Annotated in this window: 17 protein-coding genes; 11 read left to right on the forward strand and 6 right to left on the reverse strand. The window is 56.0% G+C overall.

The features are described 5' to 3' along the window. Positions 1-4: 4 nt before the first annotated feature. From crcB to ACI7MX_RS12190, 4 genes are read right to left on the reverse strand one after another with little or no spacing between them, the layout of a single operon-like run. Entirely contained in the window at positions 5-379 is a 375-nt protein-coding gene (crcB, locus tag ACI7MX_RS12175; protein ID WP_314488087.1) for a fluoride efflux transporter CrcB, read from the reverse strand. Further along, positions 376-1,701, reverse strand: coding sequence for a replication-associated recombination protein A (locus ACI7MX_RS12180; protein ID WP_405587603.1), 1,326 nt, complete (start codon positions 1,699-1,701; stop codon positions 376-378). The genes crcB and ACI7MX_RS12180 overlap by 4 nt, the downstream gene beginning before the upstream one ends. A 29-nt stretch (positions 1,702-1,730) precedes the next feature. Beyond that, on the reverse strand, positions 1,731-2,354 hold the full coding sequence (gene lolA / locus ACI7MX_RS12185) for an outer membrane lipoprotein chaperone LolA (RefSeq protein WP_405587606.1): 624 nt from the start codon (positions 2,352-2,354) through the stop codon (positions 1,731-1,733). A 51-nt stretch (positions 2,355-2,405) separates the two neighbouring features. Further along, the gene (locus tag ACI7MX_RS12190) at positions 2,406-4,808 is read right to left on the reverse strand and encodes a DNA translocase FtsK 4TM domain-containing protein (RefSeq protein ID WP_314488078.1); all 2,403 of its coding nucleotides are present in this window, start codon (positions 4,806-4,808) and stop codon (positions 2,406-2,408) included. A 417-nt stretch (positions 4,809-5,225) separates the two neighbouring features. Between ACI7MX_RS12190 and aat the strand changes: the two genes are divergently transcribed. From aat to infA, 3 genes are all read left to right on the forward strand, one after another. After that, positions 5,226-5,912: a leucyl/phenylalanyl-tRNA--protein transferase gene (gene aat, locus ACI7MX_RS12195; RefSeq protein ID WP_405587610.1), complete on the forward strand. Its 687-nt coding sequence runs from the start codon at positions 5,226-5,228 to the stop codon at positions 5,910-5,912. An 82-nt stretch (positions 5,913-5,994) separates the two neighbouring features. Beyond that, positions 5,995-6,702 carry an arginyltransferase gene (locus tag ACI7MX_RS12200; RefSeq protein ID WP_405587613.1) on the forward strand — a complete coding sequence of 236 codons (708 nt, stop codon included), beginning with the start codon at positions 5,995-5,997 and terminating at the stop codon, positions 6,700-6,702. A gap of 98 nt (positions 6,703-6,800) precedes the next feature. Then, positions 6,801-7,019 carry a translation initiation factor IF-1 gene (infA, locus tag ACI7MX_RS12205; protein ID WP_002553999.1) on the forward strand — a complete coding sequence of 73 codons (219 nt, stop codon included), beginning with the start codon at positions 6,801-6,803 and terminating at the stop codon, positions 7,017-7,019. Positions 7,020-7,884: 865 nt separating this feature from the next. Here the strand turns inward: infA and clpA are convergent. Together clpA and clpS are read right to left on the reverse strand one after the other, a co-directional pair. Beyond that, positions 7,885-10,155, reverse strand: a complete 2,271-nt coding sequence (clpA, locus tag ACI7MX_RS12210) for an ATP-dependent Clp protease ATP-binding subunit ClpA (RefSeq protein ID WP_405587624.1) — start codon at positions 10,153-10,155, stop codon at positions 7,885-7,887. A 29-nt stretch (positions 10,156-10,184) separates the two neighbouring features. Continuing rightward, on the reverse strand, positions 10,185-10,547 hold the full coding sequence (gene clpS / locus ACI7MX_RS12215; RefSeq protein ID WP_122784569.1) for an ATP-dependent Clp protease adapter ClpS: 363 nt from the start codon (positions 10,545-10,547) through the stop codon (positions 10,185-10,187). A gap of 227 nt (positions 10,548-10,774) precedes the next feature. Here clpS and ACI7MX_RS12220 point away from each other — a divergent pair, with 227 nt between their 5' ends. The 8 genes from ACI7MX_RS12220 (at position 10,775) to ACI7MX_RS12255 (ending at position 19,465) form a co-directional block, all read left to right on the forward strand. Then, positions 10,775-11,053: a cold shock domain-containing protein gene (locus tag ACI7MX_RS12220; RefSeq protein WP_405587628.1), complete on the forward strand. Its 279-nt coding sequence runs from the start codon at positions 10,775-10,777 to the stop codon at positions 11,051-11,053. Between the two features lie 510 nt (positions 11,054-11,563). After that, positions 11,564-13,786: an NADP-dependent isocitrate dehydrogenase gene (locus ACI7MX_RS12225; RefSeq protein WP_405587631.1), complete on the forward strand. Its 2,223-nt coding sequence runs from the start codon at positions 11,564-11,566 to the stop codon at positions 13,784-13,786. 255 nt (positions 13,787-14,041) lie between these two features. Beyond that, a complete protein-coding gene (locus ACI7MX_RS12230) occupies positions 14,042-14,488 on the forward strand; it encodes an NUDIX hydrolase (protein WP_405587634.1) in 447 nt (148 codons plus the stop codon). 59 nt (positions 14,489-14,547) lie between these two features. Next, positions 14,548-15,681, forward strand: coding sequence for a tRNA 2-thiouridine(34) synthase MnmA (gene mnmA / locus ACI7MX_RS12235; protein ID WP_405587637.1), 1,134 nt, complete (start codon positions 14,548-14,550; stop codon positions 15,679-15,681). Then, on the forward strand, positions 15,678-16,301 hold the full coding sequence (gene hflD, locus ACI7MX_RS12240; protein WP_405587640.1) for a high frequency lysogenization protein HflD: 624 nt from the start codon (positions 15,678-15,680) through the stop codon (positions 16,299-16,301). Before mnmA ends, hflD begins: the two co-directional genes overlap by 4 nt. Before the next feature lie 128 nt (positions 16,302-16,429). Further along, a complete protein-coding gene (gene purB / locus ACI7MX_RS12245; RefSeq protein WP_016780205.1) occupies positions 16,430-17,800 on the forward strand; it encodes an adenylosuccinate lyase in 1,371 nt (456 codons plus the stop codon). Positions 17,801-17,883: 83 nt separating this feature from the next. Then, positions 17,884-19,050, forward strand: a complete 1,167-nt coding sequence (locus ACI7MX_RS12250) for a cupin domain-containing protein (protein WP_314492897.1) — start codon at positions 17,884-17,886, stop codon at positions 19,048-19,050. Continuing rightward, a complete protein-coding gene (locus ACI7MX_RS12255) occupies positions 19,043-19,465 on the forward strand; it encodes a GNAT family N-acetyltransferase (protein WP_153377297.1) in 423 nt (140 codons plus the stop codon). Before ACI7MX_RS12250 ends, ACI7MX_RS12255 begins: the two co-directional genes overlap by 8 nt. The last annotated feature ends 203 nt before the right edge of the window (positions 19,466-19,668 follow it).

Genomic DNA, 19,668 nt, shown 5'->3' on the forward strand with positions numbered 1-19,668 from the left:
TTTATCAAAGTTTGGTCAGGGACAGGCCAGCCCATGTTGCGAGCAGCCCGCCGAATACGCTGAGAGCCGCATAGCCCAGTGCCAGTGGCACTTGCCCGCTTTCAAGCAGGCGCACCGTATCCAGTGAAAAGGATGAAAAAGTGGTCAAACCACCCAAAAAGCCCACCATCAGTCCTGCTCGGACTTCGATTGGCACCTCTGGGCGTATCAAGAAAAGGCCGTACAAAACGCCTATCAGCAGGCAGCCGACGATATTAACGGCCAATGTCGCGGTATAGAAGTGCCGCGGCCAATTGGCATTAATCCAGTTGCCTGTGGCAAAACGCAATAATGTGCCGACTATGCCGCCCGCCGAGACGGCCAAGACCAATGGAATCAAGGCTTTCTCCGCTGCAGGGGGCTTGCGCGATCCAGTGCAGCGAGGTGTTTGAGCTTCTCGCCGATTTTAAGCTCAAGACCGCGTGGCACCGGCTGATAGAGCGCTAAAGGCTCCAGCTCATCCGGGAAGTAATCTTCACCCGCCGCGTAAGCATCGGGCTCATCATGGGCGTAGCGGTATTCGTCGCCGTAACCCAGTTGCTTCATCAGCTTGGTCGGTGCATTACGCAAATGCAGAGGGACTTCGAGGGAGCCGTACTCGGAAGCGCTGCGCAGTGCTGCTTTAAACCCCATGTACACCGCATTGCTTTTAGGCGCACACGCCAGATAGGTGATGGCTTGAGCCACAGCCAGCTCGCCTTCCGGACTGCCAAGACGTTCCTGCACATCCCAGGCCGCCAGACACAGGCTTAAAGCGCGCGGGTCGGCATTGCCTATATCTTCGCTGGCCATGCGCACGACACGGCGGGCAATGTACAGCGGGTCACAGCCACCATCGATCATCCGCGCAAACCAATACAAGGCGCCGTCAGGATTGGAGCCGCGCACCGATTTATGCAGGGCCGATATCTGATCGTAAAAGGCCTCGCCCCCCTTGTCGAATCGACGCTGAGTATCGCCCAGCAGGCTTTGCAGCAGGTCAGAGCCTATCTCGCTGTTGTCCTCGGCCAGATCGGCGGCGTTTTCAAGCAAATTCAGCAAGCGTCGACCATCGCCGTCGGCCGCACGCAGCAATATTTGAAAACCTTCATCGCTGAGGGTCAAACCGCGCTTGCCCAGCCCTTTGTCTTCGGTCAAAGCACGCTCAACCAGCCTTTGCAGCGCCGCTTCGTCAAGGCTTTTGAGCACATACACCCGCGCTCGCGACAGCAGTGCGTTGTTCAGTTCAAACGACGGGTTTTCAGTGGTGGCCCCGATAAAAATCAGGGTACCGTCTTCGACATAAGGCAGAAACGCATCTTGCTGCGACTTGTTGAAGCGGTGTACTTCATCGACAAATAGAATGGTCCGGCGACCATATTGACCGGCCTGCTGCTTGGCAATTTCTACCGCCTGACGAATCTCTTTGACCCCGGCCAATACGGCAGAGACCGTTTCAAAATGCGCTTCGGAGACTTCGGCCAGGAGTCGAGCCAACGTGGTTTTACCCACCCCCGGCGGCCCCCAGAAAATCATCGAATGCAGCGCACCCTGCTCCAGCGCTTCGCGCAAGGGCTTGCCCCGGGCGAGCAAGTGTTGCTGGCCGACGTACTCGTCCAGATTGGCCGCGCGCAAGCGAGCAGCCAAGGGTTGAGCAATCGGGGCACTTCGAAACAAATCCATGGGCAACGCTTAAACCTCTTGTTCCAGGATTATTCCTGGATGACATCAGCCCCTTTCGGGATAACGAACTTGAATTTACTGGCAGGGATCGGCTCGTTGGCTTTTACACCGCTAAACAGAATGTCAGTACGCTGACCAACGCTGTCAACCAGGCGCATGTTGTTGATCATGCCATTGCGAAAGGACAGGTTCAGCGAATCGAACAGCGTGTCTTTGGTCTTGGGCTTAAGGATGAACTCCATGACCTCTCCTGCCTGCTTTGAACTGATGTCAAAGCTTTCACTGATCTTCGACACGTCACCCGACAACAACAAAGCTGGCGTCTGAGTCAGGCGCTGATCCAGCTTTTTGATGGTGGCCTGCTCCAGATCCGGGTCCCAAAGGGTTACTTTCTGACCGTCTGAAATCATCGTTTGCTCTTGCGGAGCTTCGGTGTGCCAGTAAAACAGCCCCGGGCGCTGCACCGACATTTCGCCTTTGGTTTCCTGTAACTGCGTGCCACTGCCATCCAGCGTCAACTGCGAGAAGTTAGCCGTGATTGTCTTCGACTTCTCAAGCAACTGGCTCAAGCGAGTGACATCCTGGGCATCAGCATGAGCTGAAAGAGACGAAAAAGCCAAAATCGGTAGCAACAACATGCTGGTAAAACGCATGAGAATCCTCATTGATTAGTTGAACGCCACTCGCGGATGCCCGCGAGCAGATCAATCGCGCATCGGAGCTGGCGCCAGCACTTCGCGCGAGCCATTAGTGTTCATTGCAGTAACCACACCGGCCATTTCCATGGACTCGATCATACGGGCGGCGCGGTTATAGCCAATCTTAAGTTTGCGCTGCACGGCAGAGATGGAGGCGCGACGGCTTTCCAGTACAAACTGGACAGCTTCGTCATACAGCGCGTCGGTCTCGCTGTCTTCGCTGCCTTCGCCGCTGCCACCTTCAAAGCCACTGCCGGCCTCTTCAACGCCGTTAAGAATGTCGTCGTTATAGTCCGGGCTGCCGCGTAGCTTCCATGCCTCAACCACGCGGTGCACTTCTTCGTCAGACACAAATGCACCATGCACCCGAATCGGCAGGCTGGTGCCCGGCGGCATATAGAGCATGTCACCGTGCCCCAACAGCTGCTCAGCGCCGCCTTGATCGATGATGGTGCGCGAATCGATCTTGCTCGACACCTGAAACGCCATACGGGTCGGAATGTTGGCCTTGATCAGACCGGTGATCACGTCCACCGACGGGCGCTGGGTCGCGAGAATCAAGTGGATACCCGCCGCCCGCGCCTTCTGGGCAATACGGGCGATCAGCTCTTCAACTTTCTTGCCGACGATCATCATCATGTCGGCAAATTCGTCAACGACCACCACAATGGTCGGCAACTTGGTCAGCAGGGGCGCTTCGTCGTGAATGCTTTCACGCTTGTACAGCGGATCGGTCAGCGGTTCGCCCGCTGCCTCGGCATCTTTGATCTTCTGGTTGAAGCCGGCCAAGTTACGCACGCCCATCTTGGCCATCAGCTTGTAGCGGCGCTCCATCTCGGCAACGCTCCAGCGCAGGGCATTGGCGGCATCTTTCATGTCGGTCACTACCGGGCATAGCAGGTGCGGGATGCCTTCGTAGATCGACAGCTCAAGCATTTTCGGGTCGATCATGATCAGCTTGGCGTCTTCAGGACCAGACTTGAAGAGGATCGACAAGATCATGGCGTTGACACCGACCGACTTACCGGAACCCGTTGTACCGGCCACCAGCAAGTGCGGCATTTTGGCGAGGTCGGTGATCACCGGCTTGCCACCGATGTCATGGCCCAAAGCCAGTGTTACTGGGGATTTCGCGTTGTCGAACTCAGGCGTGGACAGCACTTCACTGAATCGTACGATCTGACGGTCTTCGTTAGGGATCTCGATACCGACCGTGGTTTTGCCCGGAATTACTTCAACCACCCGCACACTGGTCACAGCGAGCGAGCGCGCCAGGTCTTTGGCCAGGTTGGCAATACGGCTGACCTTGACCCCGGCTGCGGGCTGAATTTCGTAGCGGGTAATCACCGGGCCGGGATGGATCGAGTCAACGGAGACTTCAACCCCGAACTCCTTGAGCTTGATTTCAAGCAAATGGCCCACGGCCGCCAAGGATTCTGGCGAGTAGTTGAGTTGTTTTTTCTCAGCCGGATCCAGAATGGAAATGGGTGGCAATGTGCCTTCCACCGCGCTGTCAACAAACAAAGGCGCTTGCTTCTCTTTCTGCACGCGCTTGCTGGGTTCAGGCGCTTTGGTCGGTACCGGCGTGATCACCGCGGGCACGTGCTTTTCGCGCTCGGACATGTGTTTGGTCAGTGCCTGTTCGCGCTCGATCAAACGCTCTTTGGCCTTGGCCTGTTCACGCTTATCGGAAACGCTGGGGGCTACCACTTCATTGACGCGGGTGTCGACTTCACGCAATTGAGCGACCAGTTGCTTGCGCTCGTTGCGGTCTGACCACCAGCGATTGGCCGCACCCTGGATGAGTTCAAACAGGTCGAGGGTGATTTTGCCGGTCATGTCCATGACCTTAAACCATGAGAGGTCGGTAAACACCGTCAACCCGAACAGGAACAGGGCAATCAGCAATAGGGTGCTGCCCTGGATATTCAAAGCATTTTTGGCCAGATCGCCCAGGCTTTCGCCCAGCGCCCCCCCAGCACCCGCCGGCAGGCCCGATGCTGAGTGAAAATGAATATGCGCCAGTGCCGCACCGGAGAGCACCAGGAACAGCAACCCGACAAGTCGCCACGAAAACAGCAGACCGCTCCACTGCCAAGGCTGATGCCGTTCGCGGAAGATCTGATAAGCCTTGATTGCCAACAACAGCGGGAATATGTAGGCGAAGTAACCGAGCACCATGAACAGGATGTCAGCGCTGTAGGAACCCGCAGGCCCGCCGAAGTTCTGCACATCAACGATACGGCTGTTGTGGCTCCAGCCAGGATCATCCTTGGCGTAGGTCAGCAAGGCCATGATCATGAACAGGCAGAGGGCGCCAATAGCGATCAGTGCACCTTCCTTGAGCCGGTAGTGCAATTGCTGACGCCAGAGAGGAACAACTTTGGGTGCTGCTGTGGATTTCTTCAAAACGGGTCTTTTCCTGCGCCTGTGGCGCGCCCAACTATTAATTGACTAAATTGACTGCAAGTTACTACGCGTGTCGAGCAGATAACTCGTTAATACCGGACACTGGACTCGCGCTGCGTGCCGCTTTGTACGATCAACCAGCGTTGCCAGCGCGGGTACGCATGCAGTTTAGATCCGCTCAAACAGGCGAGCCATTGTACGGGTTTAAGCCGCTGTTGCCACGCCGACGCATGCGCCGGGCCCATGAACGCCGTAAATGCCTGTTAAGTGCTGATTTGAGCATGCATTATCTTTTGTGACAAAGACTTATAGCACTGCAAAACAGCAACTGGCTCTAATCGGCAGACCGATTGAGACCGCATTGGCGCAGTAGAGTTGCAGGCGCCCTCCTCCCCCACCTGCCCAAGACTAATCATCATGTTGACCTGGTTAAAACGCGACACCCTTACATTCCCGCCGCTGACCAAGGCCATGCGCGAGCCCAACGGGCTTCTTGCCGCAGGCGGAGACCTGTCAGCAGATCGCTTGGTGCAGGCGTACCGTCATGGCTGTTTCCCGTGGTTTTCCGAAGGCCAACCTATTCTCTGGTGGTCGCCGGATCCACGCACCGTGCTGCTCCCTGAAGAACTGCATGTGTCGCGCAGCCTGGCCAAGCTTATGCGCCAGCAACGCTATCAGGTGAGCTTTGATCGCGATTTTGAGGCAGTCATCCAAGCCTGCGCTGCCCCGCGCCGCGACGCAGACGGCACATGGATTACCGACGACATGCAAATTGCCTACACCGAACTCCATGCCCGCGGCCATGCGCACTCTGTGGAAGTATGGGACAACGGTGAACTGGTTGGTGGCCTCTATGGCTTGGCCATGGGCCAGCTTTTTTTTGGCGAGTCCATGTTCAGTCGTGCAGACAACGCCTCAAAATTTGGTTTTGCCACGCTGGTAAAACACCTTCAGGCATGGGGTTTTGTGCTGATTGACTGCCAGATGGCGACTCGCCACTTGGAAAGCCTGGGTGCACGGTCCATCCCGCGGCAGCAATTTGCAGACTACTTGCGCGACCATCTGGACCAGCCTACAACGGCACAGTGGGACCTCAACCCATAAGCACTACAAGATACCGGGCGTTTTACAGACGATTTTTGCGCACTGTCTTACACTTAACTCAAAGATTTCCCGAGGGCCCATCATGACCGAGCTGGCGCGCTTGAAGTTTTATGCCACTCAACCTCACGTTTGCAGCTACCTGCCCGAAGAACAGGCCACGACGCTGTTTCTCGACCCCAGCCAGCCAATGGATGTGCAGGTCTACGCCGATTTGTCCGAAATGGGCTTTCGACGCAGCGGCGACCACCTTTATCGGCCCCATTGCCTGAAGTGCGACGCCTGTAAGGCTGCGCGCATTCCAGTGGCCCAATTTGTACCCAACCGTCAGCAAAAGCGCATCCTCAAACGCAACGCCGACTTGCAGGTCACGGCGGTCAAGCCGTGCTTCAGCGAAGAAAACTTCGATCTTTATCGGCGCTATATCGAACAGCGACATGCCGATGGCGATATGTACCCACCCAGCCGCGATCAGTTTTCGACTTTTCTGGTGCGCGACCTGCCGTTCTCGACGTTTTATGAGTTCCGCCTCGATGGACGCTTGTTGGCTGTTGCGGTAACGGATGTGCTGCCTAACGGGTTATCGGCTGTGTACACCTTCTACGAACCCGAGGAAGAACGCCGCAGCCTGGGTCGTTACGGGATTCTCTGGCAGATCGCAGAAACCCGGCGCATGGGGCTTGATAACCTCTACCTTGGGTACTGGATCAAGAACTGTAAAAAGATGAATTACAAGACAGAATACCGCCCGATTGAGCTGCTGATTAATCAGAGATGGAGCAGTGTTAACTGAACCCTTGGCTTAAACCCCATTTTTCGGGCACAATGCACGCCGCTTTTGCCTGGCGCAGTTGCACCGGGCCATTCATTGGACACCGAGGGCTTTACTGCATGTCGAAAGAAGACAGCTTCGAAATGGAAGGCACTGTCGTCGACACCCTGCCCAACACCATGTTTCGTGTGGAGTTGGAAAATGGGCACGTCGTAACCGCGCATATTTCCGGCAAGATGCGCAAGAACTACATTCGTATTCTTACCGGCGACAAAGTGCGCGTCGAGCTGACGCCCTATGACTTGAGCAAAGGGCGCATCACTTACCGCGCTCGTTAATCAAGTCAATACAAAACGCCCGGTTCTGCCGGGCGTTTTTGTGTGTCTGCGATTTATGGGCTGAAGATCAAGAGCTCCCTCACCCCAACCCTCTCCCAGAGGGAGAGGGAGCAGACCGTGAGCAATCTGGGTTGTTCTGCAGCCCGAAAGCAAATCAGTGAATCTGAAATCGACTCAATCAGTCACCACTCTCGTTAATCAAGTCAATACAAAACGCCTGGTTCTGCCGGGCGTTTTTGTGTGTCTGCGATTTATGGACTGAAGATCAAGAGCTCCCTCACCCCAACCCTCTCCCAGAGAGAGAGGGAGCAGACCGTGAGAAATATTGGTTTTTCTGCAGCCCGAAAGCAAATCACCGAACCTGAAATCGACTCAATCAGTCACCGCGCTCGTTAATCAAGTCAATACAAAACGTCCGGTTCTGCTGGGCGTTTTTGTGTGCCTGCGATTTATGGGCTGAAGATCAAGAGCTCCCTCACCCCAACCCTCTCCCAGAGGGAGAGGGAGCAGACCGTGAGCAATCTGGGTTTTTTCTGCAGCCTGAAAGCAAATCACCGAACCTGAAATCGACTCAATCAGTCACCGCGCTCGTTAATCAAGTCAATACAAAACGCCCGGTTCTGCCGGGCGTTTTTGTGTGTCTGCGATTTATGGACTGAAGATCAAGAGCTCCCTCACCCCAACCCCCTCCCAGAGGGAGAGGGAGCAGACCGTGAGAAATCTGGGTTTTTTCTGCAGCCTGAAAGCAAATCACCGAACCTGAAATCGACTTAATCAGTCCCCTCTCCCTCTGGGAGAGGGCTAGGGTGAGGGTTTGCAGATCAAAAAAAGCGCCTTTCGGCGCTTTTTTTTCTTCAGAGCTAACTCAAGCCATCTCAACATCCGTTTCAAATTCGAACGTCAGCTCACCATCGACCAGGTCGATGTTAACGACGCCGCCATGATCAGCCAGCTCACCAAAGAGAATCTCTTCAGCCAGCGGACGCTTGATCTTGTCTTGAATCAAACGCGCCATTGGTCGAGCACCCATCTGCACATCGTAACCACCTGCGGCCAACCAGCCACGTGCGGCGTCTGTGACCACCAACTGAACATGCTTGTCGTCCAGTTGCGCCTGCAGCTCGGTAAGGAACTTGTCTACCACGTGCTTGATAACCTCATGGCTGAGGCGACCAAACTGGATGATAGTGTCCAGACGATTGCGGAACTCGGGCGTGAAACTCTTCTTGATGGCTTCCATCGCATCGGTTGCATGGTCTTGAACCGTAAAGCCGATCGAAGCCCGCGATGCCGTTTCAGCCCCCGCATTGGTGGTCATGATAACGATGACATTACGGAAATCAGCCTTGCGCCCGTTGTTATCGGTCAAGGTGCCGTGGTCCATCACCTGCAACAGCAGGTTAAAGACTTCGGGATGCGCCTTCTCGATTTCATCCAGCAACAACACACAATGCGGCTGTTTGCTGATGGCCTCAGTCAACAAGCCACCCTGGTCGAAGCCAACATAGCCCGGAGGAGCACCGATAAGACGTGAAACGGTGTGACGCTCCATGTATTCCGACATGTCGAAACGCAGAAGCTCAACACCCAGCGCCTTGGCCAACTGACGCGCTGCTTCGGTTTTACCGACACCGGTTGGACCGGCAAACAGGAACGAGCCCACAGGCTTGTCAGGTGACTTCAACCCGGCCCGCGACAGCTTGATGGCCGTCGACAGCGAATCAATGGCCGCATCCTGACCAAACACGGTCATCTTCAAGTCACGCTCAAGGTTACGCAGCAGTTCTTTGTCAGAACTGGACACGTGCTTAGGCGGAATACGTGCAATTTTTGCAACGATATCTTCGACTTGCTGCACATCGATGCGTTTGACGCGTTTTTCAACCGGCTGCAAGCGCTGATAAGCACCCGCCTCGTCAATGACATCAATGGCCTTGTCCGGCATATGCCGATCATTGATATAGCGCGACGCCAGCTCAGCAGCGGCCCGCAAGGCTTCATCACTGTACTCGATATTGTGATGCTGCTCGAAACGCCCCTTGAGGCCCCGCAGAATGCCGATAGTGTCTTCAACAGAAGGCTCGGACACATCCACTTTCTGGAAACGACGGGCCAAGGCACGGTCTTTTTCAAAAATACCGCGAAATTCCTGGAACGTTGTCGAACCAATGCAGCGTATGTCACCCGAAGACAACAGTGGCTTGAGCAGGTTCGACGCATCCATCACACCGCCCGACGCAGCACCTGCGCCGATAATGGTGTGAATTTCATCGATGAACAAAATCGCCTGAGGGCGTTTTTTCAGTTCGCCGAGCAGCGCCTTGAAGCGCTTCTCGAAATCTCCACGGTACTTGGTACCCGCCAGCAAGGCGCCCAGGTCAAGCGAGTAGACAATGCTGTTAGCCAGCAGGTCAGGCACTTGATTGTCAACGATGCGCTTGGCCAGCCCTTCAGCAATTGCGGTTTTACCCACGCCTGCTTCACCGACCAGCAGCGGATTGTTTTTGCGCCGACGCGCAAGGATTTGAGCAACCCGCTCAACTTCCATTTCACGCCCGACCAGCGGGTCAATACGGCCCTGACGCGCCAGCTCGTTCAGGTTGCTGGCATAGGCATCCAATGGATTGCTGGAAGAAGACGATTCACCCCCTTCCTCATCCTGCATTTCATGCTCACCGTCAGAGTGATCACCCTGGCCTGGCACTTTAGAAATGCCATGGGCAATAAAGTTGACCACATCGATGCGGGCAACGCTCTGCTGTTTAAGCAGAAATACTGCCTGGCTTTCCTGCTCGCTGAAAATCGCAACCAGTACGTTGGCACCGGTCACTTCACGCTTGCCGGAGCTTTGCACATGGAAAACAGCACGCTGTAGTACACGCTGAAAGCCCAGTGTTGGCTGGGTTTCACGGTCTTCATCGTGAACAGGGATCAAAGGGGTGGTGGAATCAATAAACTCTTGCAGATCATGCTTGAGTTTGTCGAGATTTGCGCCACAGGCGCGTAGAACGGTGGCGGCCGCCTCGTTATCCAGTAGCGCTAGAAGGAGGTGCTCAACCGTCATGAATTCATGACGTTTGGAGCGGGCTTCCTTAAAGGCAAGATTGAGGGTGACTTCGAGCTCGCGATTTAACATGGCTTCACCTCATACCCAAGTGGTCGGCGTTAACCGTCCTTCTCGATTTCACAGAGTAGCGGATGCTGGCTTTCGCGTGCGTACTGATTTACCTGCGCTGCCTTGGTCTCGGCAATGTCGCGGGTATAGATACCACACACAGCCCGTCCTTCTGTATGAACGGCCAGCATGACCTTGGTCGCCAATTCGCGATTCAAGTTAAAAAACACCTCAAGTATCTCGACAACGAAATCCATGGGTGTGTAGTCATCGTTGAACAAAACCACCTTGTACATAGGCGGCACCTGAAGCGCAGGCTTAGCCTCTTGCACAGCCAAGCCAGCGGCATCGTCGTCATCAAAACCGGGCTGGTCCTGATTGAATGTTAGTCGAATCTGGCTAAATGCATGCATGGAATGAAAGGTTCGTCATTGATCGATTACAGAGATGGAGGCAAGCACATTAAATTTCAACTGCGCCTGCCGCGTGACCTTGACTATCGGTAAAACGGTGTTACAACCAATAGGGCCCACAGTGGGTAGTAAAGACCCGCGCAGTCAACCACATTTGCTGGTTTTTTGTGCGGATGAACTGGATGATACTCCAGTGATGGAGTCGTTTGCAGCAGAGGGATATGAGTATGCAAGGCAAGGTCAAGTGGTTCAACAACGCCAAGGGCTTCGGCTTCATTAATACGCAAGCCAAGGAAGGCCTCGATGAACACGGAAACGCGATCGATTTTTTTGCTCATTTTTCGGCCATCAATATGGACGGCTACAAGACGCTCAAGGCGGGCCAGCCGGTGAGCTTTGAAATTATCCAAGGCCCCAAAGGGCTGCACGCCGTCGCAATTACTGATGCAAAGGCCATTACGCCGCTGACCGCGACTGAAGCCGAGGAACTCACCCTTACGGTCTGACCAGCAGGCGAGAAGATAAGCCCCACTTCTACAAATTTGAAAAACCGCCCTATCGAGCCTTCGATCTGGCGGTTTTTTTAGGTCTGAGCGTTGACCCTGAGCCCTGAGCGACCTCCAGCCAACGGTTTAGATCCGGAAAAGGAAGACCTGGCCACAAGCAAGCCTGACACGCTGCAACAACCGCAAACACTGAGCCAAAAGCAAAAGAAGGCGCGCTCTTAGACCAATTGATGATCCGCGATTCACCAGACCCCTCGCAGCAACCTGAGCGACCTATGTATACTGCGCCGGTGACCATCGAGTCACCGAGCAACACGTATTGAATTGAGTCTTTCAGGCCTAGAAAGGCTGAGCCGTTACCCCGGTTCGACCGCTTGACGCTCTACTGATGCATTCACATCACCGCGAAGAACCTCGACTTTCGGCTCATTGTTCACTGTGAACGAAAGCGCCTACCCTGCGCATCTCGAGTATCTGAGCACGCTCAGCAAAGAAGAGAGTTAATCCGAAATGCCCAACCGTTCGAAGATCATCTATACCTTCACCGACGAAGCTCCGGCGCTCGCCACCTACTCACTGCTGCCTATCATTGAAGCGTTTACGGCCACCGCCGACATTGATGTCGAAACGCGTGACATCTCTCTGGCCGGTCGAATCCTCGCCAGCTTCCCCGAGCAATTGGGTGCCAAGGCTGTACCCGACCACCTCGCCGAACTGGGCGCGCTGGCCGTTACGCCTGAAGCCAACATCATTAAGCTGCCTAACATCAGCGCCTCGGTCCCGCAATTGCAGGCCGCCATTAAAGAACTGCAAGCGCAGGGCTTTGAGATTCCGGACTACCCGGAAACCGTGACCACTGACGCCGAGAAAGAAATCAAAGCGCGTTACAGCAAGGTCATGGGCAGCGCCGTAAACCCGGTACTGCGCGAAGGCAACTCTGACCGCCGCGCTCCGCTGTCGGTCAAAAACTATGCTCGCAAGCACCCGCACAAAATGGGCGCCTGGAAAGCAGACTCCAAGTCCCACGTCGCTCACATGAGCGAAGGCGACTTCTACGGCAGCGAAAAAGCCGCCCTGATCGAAGCCCCAGACACCGTTAAAATCGAACTGATCGCTCAAGACGGCACCACCACCGTCCTGAAAGAAAAAACCGCCGTACAAGCCGGCGAGATCATCGATTGCTCGGTCATGAGCAAAAAAGCCCTGCGCGAGTTCGTCGCGACCGAAATCGAAGACGCCAAGAAACAAGGCGTGCTGTTCTCGGTGCACTTGAAAGCCACCATGATGAAGGTGTCCGACCCGATCATGTTTGGTCAGATCGTGGCCGAGTTCTACAAGGACGCGCTGGAAAAACACGCTGATGTCCTGAAAGAAATCGGCTTCAACCTGAACAACGGCATTGGCGACCTGTACGCACGCATCAAGGCGCTGCCAGCCGACAAGCAAGCCGAAATCGAAGCTGACATCGAAGCCGTGTACGCCAACCGTCCTGCGCTGGCCATGGTTAACTCCGACAAAGGCATCACCAACCTGCACGTGCCAAGCGACGTTATCGTCGACGCATCGATGCCAGCGATGATCCGCGACTCGGGCAAAATGTGGGGCACTGACGGTCAGTTGCACGACACCAAGGCTGTGATCCCGGATCGCTGCTACGCGACCATCTATCAGGCAACCATCGAAGACTGCAAGCAAAACGGCGCCTTCGATCCGACCACCATGGGCAGCGTGCCAAACGTTGGCCTGATGGCACAGAAAGCCGAAGAGTACGGCTCCCACGACAAAACCTTCCAGATCAAGACGGACGGTGTTGTGCGCGTGACCGACAGCAACGGCAATGTGCTGATGGAGCAAAAGGTCGCTGAAGGCGATATCTGGCGCATGTGCCAGGCCAAAGACGCGCCGATCCGCGACTGGGTCAAGCTGGCCGTTAACCGCGCTCGCGCCAGCAACACGCCTGCCGTGTTCTGGCTCGACCCTAAGCGTAGCCACGACGCCCTGATGATCAAGAAGGTTGAAACCTACCTGAAGGATCACGACACCAGCGGTCTGGACATTCGCATCATGGCGCCTGTTGATGCTATGAAGTTCACTCTGGAGCGCACCCGTAAAGGCCTGGACACCATCTCGGTGACCGGCAACGTACTGCGTGACTACCTGACCGACCTGTTCCCGATCATGGAACTGGGCACCAGCGCGAAAATGCTGTCGATCGTACCGCTGATGAATGGTGGCGGTCTGTTCGAAACCGGCGCAGGCGGTTCTGCTCCGAAACACGTTCAACAGCTGCTGGAAGAAAACTTCCTGCGCTGGGACTCGCTGGGTGAATTCCTGGCGCTGGCAGCCTCCCTTGAGCACTTGGGCACCACCTACAACAACCCGAAAGCGTTGGTGTTGGCCAAAACTCTGGATCAGGCTACCGGTCAGTTCCTGGACAACAATAAATCGCCATCGCGCAAAGTCGGCAACATCGACAACCGCGGTAGCCACTTCTACCTGGCGCTGTACTGGGCACAAGCCTTGGCAGCTCAGACTGAAGACAAAGAGCTGCAAGCCCAATTTGCCCCTGTGGCAAAAGCCATGGCTGAGAACGAGGCAAAAATTGTTGCCGAACTCAACGCTGTGCAGGGCAAACCTGTAGACATCGGTGGTTACTACCACGCTGATGCCGACAAAGTCAGCCAAGTAATGCGCCCTAGCGCCACACTGAACGCGATCATCGCGTCTGTGTAAGAGCAACACGTAACACCACAAACCCCGGCCCACGACGCCGGGGTTTGTGTTTTTGGGCCACCTTAACCCTGTAGCCGCTGCCGAAGGCTGCGATCGACGGCGAAGCCGACGTAGAGTCAGGCGGCGCCGTGTTGCTGGTCTTTACGGTTGCTTCGCAACCGATCGCAGCCTTCGGCAGCGGCTACAGTTTTGGGCTTGGCACCAATTTTATGTAGCATCGAACACAATCCTCCCCAAGAAACCGAGATCAACTCAATGGAATGGAAACCCCACATCACCGTCGCAACAGTCGTCGAAGACAATGGTCGCTTTCTAATGGTTGAAGAGCTCAAACGCGACCGCGCAGTCCTCAACCAGCCGGCCGGCCATCTGGACCCGAATGAAAGCCTGATCGACGCGGCTATCCGCGAAACCCTTGAAGAAACAGGCTATGACGTTGAGCTCACTGGCGTCGTCGGTATTTACCTGTATACCGCCCCCAGTAACGGCGTGACCTACCAGCGCGTCTGCTTTGCCGGCAAGGCCGTCAAACACCACCCCGAGTACACACTGGACACCGGCATCATCAGCCCGCTCTGGCTGACCCGCGACGAGCTGCTAGCACAACGCGAGCGCTGGCGCAGTGAGCTGACCCTGCATTGCATTGACGATTATTTGAGCGGCAAATTGTTCGACCTCTCGTTAATCCGCCCTTCGGTTTAGCCTTGAGCGCTCGGGCCTGCTAGAATCGCGTCCTTTTTAAAGACACTCATTGAATCCTTATGCGTGATCCAGCCTTAGTCGCCCCCGAAACACAGCGCGTCATTGTCGGCATGTCCGGCGGTGTCGACTCTTCCGTTTCCGCCGTTCTGCTTATGGAGCAGGGCTATCAGGTGGAAGGCCTGTTCATGAAGAACTGGGAGGAAGACGACGGAACGGATTACTGCACCGCCATGGATGATCTGGCAGACGCCCAGGCCGTCTGCGACAAAATTGGCATTAAGCTGCACACCGCCAACTTTGCCGCCGAGTACTGGGACAATGTGTTTGAGCACTTTCTGGCCGAATACAAGGCCGGCCGCACGCCGAACCCGGACATCCTGTGCAACCGCGAAATCAAGTTCAAGGCGTTTCTCGACTACGCCCTGATGCTGGGCGCCGACCTGATTGCCACGGGCCACTATGTGCGTCGCCGGGACATTGACGGGCGTACCGAGTTGCTCAAGGGGCTTGATCCGAACAAGGATCAGAGCTACTTCCTGCACGCGGTCGGCGGCGAGCAAATTGCCCGCACCCTGTTCCCGGTGGGTGAACTGGAAAAACCCGAGGTGCGCCAAATAGCCGAGAAACACGGGCTGGCCACCGCCAAGAAGAAAGACTCCACCGGCATCTGCTTTATTGGCGAACGGCGGTTCAGCGACTTCCTCAAGCAGTACTTGCCCGCACAACCGGGCGAGATAAAGACCACCGAAGGTGAAGTCATCGGTCGCCACCACGGCCTCATGTACCACACCATCGGTCAGCGTCAGGGCTTAGGCATCGGCGGCCTCAAGGACGCCAGCGACGAGCCGTGGTATGTATTGTTCAAAGACCTTGAGAACAACGAATTGATCGTGGGTCAGGGCAACGATCATCCATGGTTGTTTTCACGCGCCCTGCTCGCTTCCGAAATTTTCTGGGTCAATCCGATCGACCTGAGCCGTCCGCTGCGCCTGACCGCCAAGGTTCGTTATCGCCAAAGCGACCAACCCTGCACGCTGGAAAAAACCGCGGACGGTTATCGCGCCACATTCGATGACCCACAGCGTGCCGTGACTCCCGGCCAATCTGTGGTGTTTTACGACGGCGAAGTGTGCTTGGGCGGTGGCGTCATCGAAGTAGCTGAACCTTGGACCAGCAAAGGCAACCAGGCATGAACCCCACCCAGGAGCAGTTGGTTGCCCTTGGCGGCGTTTTCCTCGCGGCGGTGCTGGTCGACAAGATCGCCAAAACGGGTCAGGTCGGCGAAGCCGAATTGGCCTGCATGCTGGGCACCCTGCTGGTTCGCGACCCCAAGGACACGCTTGAAGTGTTTGGCGGCGACGACAGCCACCTGCGTGAAGGCTATCGCGCCTTGATCGGCGCCCTTGAGCGTGACCCCAACACCTTGCAACGTGAGCCTTTGCGCTACGCACTGTCCATGCTCGGCCTGGAGCGCCAACTGGCCAAACGCGATGACATGCTGGATCTGATCGGCAAACGCCTTCCGCAGATACAGTCTCAGGTCGAACATTTCGGCCCGGCTCACGAAAATGTGGTGGCCGCTTGTGGCGCGCTGTATCAGGACACGTTAAGCACCTTGCGTCAGCGCATTCAGGTGCATGGCGACATGCGCAATCTGCAACAACCGAGCAACGCCTCCAAAATTCGCGCCCTGTTGCTGGCGGGTATCCGTTCGGCACGGCTTTGGCGCCAACTGGGTGGCCATCGCTGGCAACTGGTGATCAGCCGCCGCAAGTTGCTCAAAGAGCTATACCCGATGCTGCGCGGTCACTGAAACCCGTCAGCAGACACAGATTTAAAAATCGATACGCGTATGACGCCGGTCACTTGGCAACGGACCGGCCGTTTTTTTCATGTATGATACGCGCCCCATTTCGTTGCCCGACTGTCCGAGAACACCCCATGAAGCTTTCTTCGCTCACTGCGGTTTCCCCTGTTGACGGCCGCTACGCCGGCAAAACCCAGGCTTTGCGCCCAATTTTCAGCGAGTACGGCCTGATCCGCGCTCGCGTTCTGGTTGAAGTTCGTTGGCTCCAGCGCCTGGCGGCTCACGCTGCCATCCCAGAAGTGCCGGCCTTCTCTGCCGAAGCCAACGCCGTTTTGAATGAACTGGCCGAAAACTTCTCTCTGGAGCACGCCGAGCGTGTCAAAGAGATCGAGCGCACCACCAACCATGACGTCAAAGCCATTGAGTACTTGCTCAAGGAACAGGCCGCCAAACTGCCTGAGCTGGCCAACGTCAGTGAATTCATCCACTTTGCCTGCACCAGCGAGGACATCAACAACCTGTCCCACGCCCTGATGCTGCGCGAAGGCCGTGATGATGTGATGTTGCCGCTGATGCGTCAGACCGCCGAAGCCATCCGTGAGCTGGCGATCAAATTCGCCGACGTACCGATGCTGTCCCGTACTCACGGTCAACCGGCCTCTCCGACCACTCTGGGCAAAGAACTGGCCAACGTGGTTTACCGTCTGGAGCGTCAAATCGCTCAAGTGGCCGCTGTACCGCTACTGGGCAAGATCAACGGCGCCGTGGGTAACTACAACGCTCACCTGTCGGCTTACCCGCAAATCGACTGGGAAGAAAACGCCCGCGCCTTCATCGAAGACGAGCTGGGCCTGGGCTTCAACCCCTACACCACCCAGATCGAGCCGCACGACTACATTGCCGAGCTGTTCGACGCCATTGCGCGCTTCAACACCATCCTGATCGACTTCGACCGCGACATCTGGGGCTACATCTCCTTGGGGTACTTCAAGCAGCGTACTATCGCAGGCGAAATCGGCTCCTCGACAATGCCGCACAAGGTTAACCCGATTGACTTCGAAAACTCCGAAGGCAACCTGGGCATCGCCAACGCATTGTTCCAGCACTTGGCCAGCAAACTGCCCATCTCCCGCTGGCAGCGCGACCTGACTGACTCCACCGTACTGCGTAATCTCGGCGTGGGCTTTGCACACAGCGTCATTGCGTACGAAGCCAGCCTCAAAGGCATCAGCAAACTGGAGCTCAACGCTCAGAAAATCGCTGCTGACCTGGACGCCTGCTGGGAAGTACTGGCCGAGCCGATTCAGACCGTGATGCGCCGTTACAACATTGAAAACCCGTACGAGAAGCTTAAAGAGCTGACGCGCGGCAAGGGCATCAGCCCAGAAGCACTGCAAACGTTCATCGACGGCCTTGAAATGCCGGAAGCGGCGAAAGCCGAGCTGAAACTGCTCACCCCTGCCAATTACATTGGCAACGCGGTCGAACAGGCCAAGCGCATCTGATCGCAGCAAAGACGTGCTAACGCCCGGCCGTGCCGGGCGTTTTTATTCCCGATTACAAAGTGCAATTTTTCAATAGGTTACACATGAATCCTGATACTCCTCTTCAAATACTGGGCGGCATCACTGCACGCGAATTTCTGCGCGACTACTGGCAGAAGAAACCGTTGCTGATCCGTCAGGCCATTCCTGACTTCGAAAGCCCGATTGATGCCGACGAATTGGCTGGCCTGGCACTTGAAGAAGAAGTCGAATCGCGCCTGGTCATCGAGCACGGTGAGCGCCCATGGGAATTGCGCCGCGGCCCGTTTGCAGAAGATGAATTCGGCAAGTTGCCAGAGCGCGAATGGACGCTGCTGGTTCAAGCCGTCGATCAGTTCGTGCCTGAAGTGGGTGAGCTGCTCGAAAACTTCCGTTTCTTGCCAAGCTGGCGCATCGACGACGTGATGATCAGCTACGCAGCCCCCGGTGGCAGCGTGGGTCCTCACTTTGACAACTACGACGTGTTCTTGCTTCAAGGCGCCGGCAAGCGTCACTGGCAGATCGGCCAGATGTGCGATTCCGAGAGCCCACTGCTGGAACACGCAGACCTGCGCATTCTGGCTGACTTCCAGGCCACCGACGAGTGGACGCTGGAACCGGGCGATATGCTCTACCTGCCGCCACGTCTGGCTCACTGCGGCGTAGCGGTGGATGAATGCCTGACCTACTCCGTGGGCTTCCGCGCACCCAGCGCGGCTGAAGTATTGACTCACTTCACCGACTTCCTCAGCCAGTACCTGCCTGATGAAGAACGCTACACCGATGCCGACGCCCAGCCTGTCAGCGACCCACACCAAATCCAGCATGACGCCCTTGATCGCCTCAAAGGCTTGCTCGCCGAACACATGAGCGACGAGCGCATGCTACTGACATGGTTCGGCCAATTCATGACCGAGCCGCGGTATCCGGAACTCGTGACGGGCCCTGAGCTCGAAGAAGAAGATCTGCTGGGCAGCCTGGAACAGGGCGCAGTTTTGATCCGTAACCCAAGCGCGCGTCTGGCCTGGTCGGAAGTCGATGACGATCTGCTCTTGTTTGCCAGCGGTCAAAGCCGCCTGTTGCCGGGTAAATTACGCGAGCTGCTCAAGATGATTTGCGCCGCTGATGCCTTGCACAGCGACAACTTGGGGCCATGGCTGGCCGATGAAGATGGACGCAACCTGCTCTGTGAGCTGGTCAAACAAGGAAGCTTGGGATTCGCAGATGAATAAAATTCGCGTACGTGTCGCCAATTGGCAAAAGGACATCGCCGACCTTCGACGCATTCGTGAGGCGGTATTTATTAATGAACAACAGGTCCCGCCTGAGCTTGAATGGGACTCTGACGACGCTGAAGCCGTGCATTTTCTGGCCTATGAAGGCGACTATGCGATTGGCACTGCGCGCTTATTGCTAGACGGTCATATCGGCCGCGTATCCGTGCTCAAGGACTGGCGGGGTTTGAAAGTCGGTGATGCGTTGATGAATGCGGCAGTCAGCGAAGCAGAAAAACGGGGCCTCAAGCAGCAAATGCTCAGCGCACAAGTACACGCCTCCGCGTTTTACGAGCGACTGGGCTTTAACATCGTCAGCGAAGAATTTCTGGAAGCAGGGATTCCTCATGTTGATATGGTGCGTGTGAGCTAACGTAACCCTCACGTAGCAATTGCCGAAGGCGACGTCCGATTGCGAAGCGATCGTTAATCCAGCAAATGTGCACACAGGATTTACGACGGCTTCGCCGCCGCACGCAGCCTGCGGCAGCTGCTACGAATTAAGCAACGCCCTGCGATCTCTGGATCGCAGGGCGTTTTGCTATCTGGCACACTCCGCTCTGACCTTCCAAGCAT

The organism is Pseudomonas sp. 2024-210, from assembly GCF_045062345.1.
GTDB lineage: Bacteria > Pseudomonadota > Gammaproteobacteria > Pseudomonadales > Pseudomonadaceae > Aquipseudomonas.

Coding starts and splice junctions, on each gene's coding strand:
- ACI7MX_RS12180 (WP_405587603.1), bottom strand. CDS start 1,701: ATGGATTTGTTTCGAAGTGCCCCGATTGCTCAACCCTTGGCTGCTCGC.
- lolA (WP_405587606.1), bottom strand. CDS start 2,354: ATGCGTTTTACCAGCATGTTGTTGCTACCGATTTTGGCTTTTTCGTCT.
- aat (WP_405587610.1), top strand. CDS start 5,226: ATGTTGACCTGGTTAAAACGCGACACCCTTACATTCCCGCCGCTGACC.
- ACI7MX_RS12200 (WP_405587613.1), top strand. CDS start 5,995: ATGACCGAGCTGGCGCGCTTGAAGTTTTATGCCACTCAACCTCACGTT.
- infA (WP_002553999.1), top strand. CDS start 6,801: ATGTCGAAAGAAGACAGCTTCGAAATGGAAGGCACTGTCGTCGACACC.
- clpA (WP_405587624.1), bottom strand. CDS start 10,155: ATGTTAAATCGCGAGCTCGAAGTCACCCTCAATCTTGCCTTTAAGGAA.
- clpS (WP_122784569.1), bottom strand. CDS start 10,547: ATGCATGCATTTAGCCAGATTCGACTAACATTCAATCAGGACCAGCCC.
- ACI7MX_RS12220 (WP_405587628.1), top strand. CDS start 10,775: ATGCAAGGCAAGGTCAAGTGGTTCAACAACGCCAAGGGCTTCGGCTTC.
- ACI7MX_RS12225 (WP_405587631.1), top strand. CDS start 11,564: ATGCCCAACCGTTCGAAGATCATCTATACCTTCACCGACGAAGCTCCG.
- ACI7MX_RS12230 (WP_405587634.1), top strand. CDS start 14,042: ATGGAATGGAAACCCCACATCACCGTCGCAACAGTCGTCGAAGACAAT.
- mnmA (WP_405587637.1), top strand. CDS start 14,548: ATGCGTGATCCAGCCTTAGTCGCCCCCGAAACACAGCGCGTCATTGTC.
- hflD (WP_405587640.1), top strand. CDS start 15,678: ATGAACCCCACCCAGGAGCAGTTGGTTGCCCTTGGCGGCGTTTTCCTC.
- purB (WP_016780205.1), top strand. CDS start 16,430: ATGAAGCTTTCTTCGCTCACTGCGGTTTCCCCTGTTGACGGCCGCTAC.
- ACI7MX_RS12250 (WP_314492897.1), top strand. CDS start 17,884: ATGAATCCTGATACTCCTCTTCAAATACTGGGCGGCATCACTGCACGC.
- ACI7MX_RS12255 (WP_153377297.1), top strand. CDS start 19,043: ATGAATAAAATTCGCGTACGTGTCGCCAATTGGCAAAAGGACATCGCC.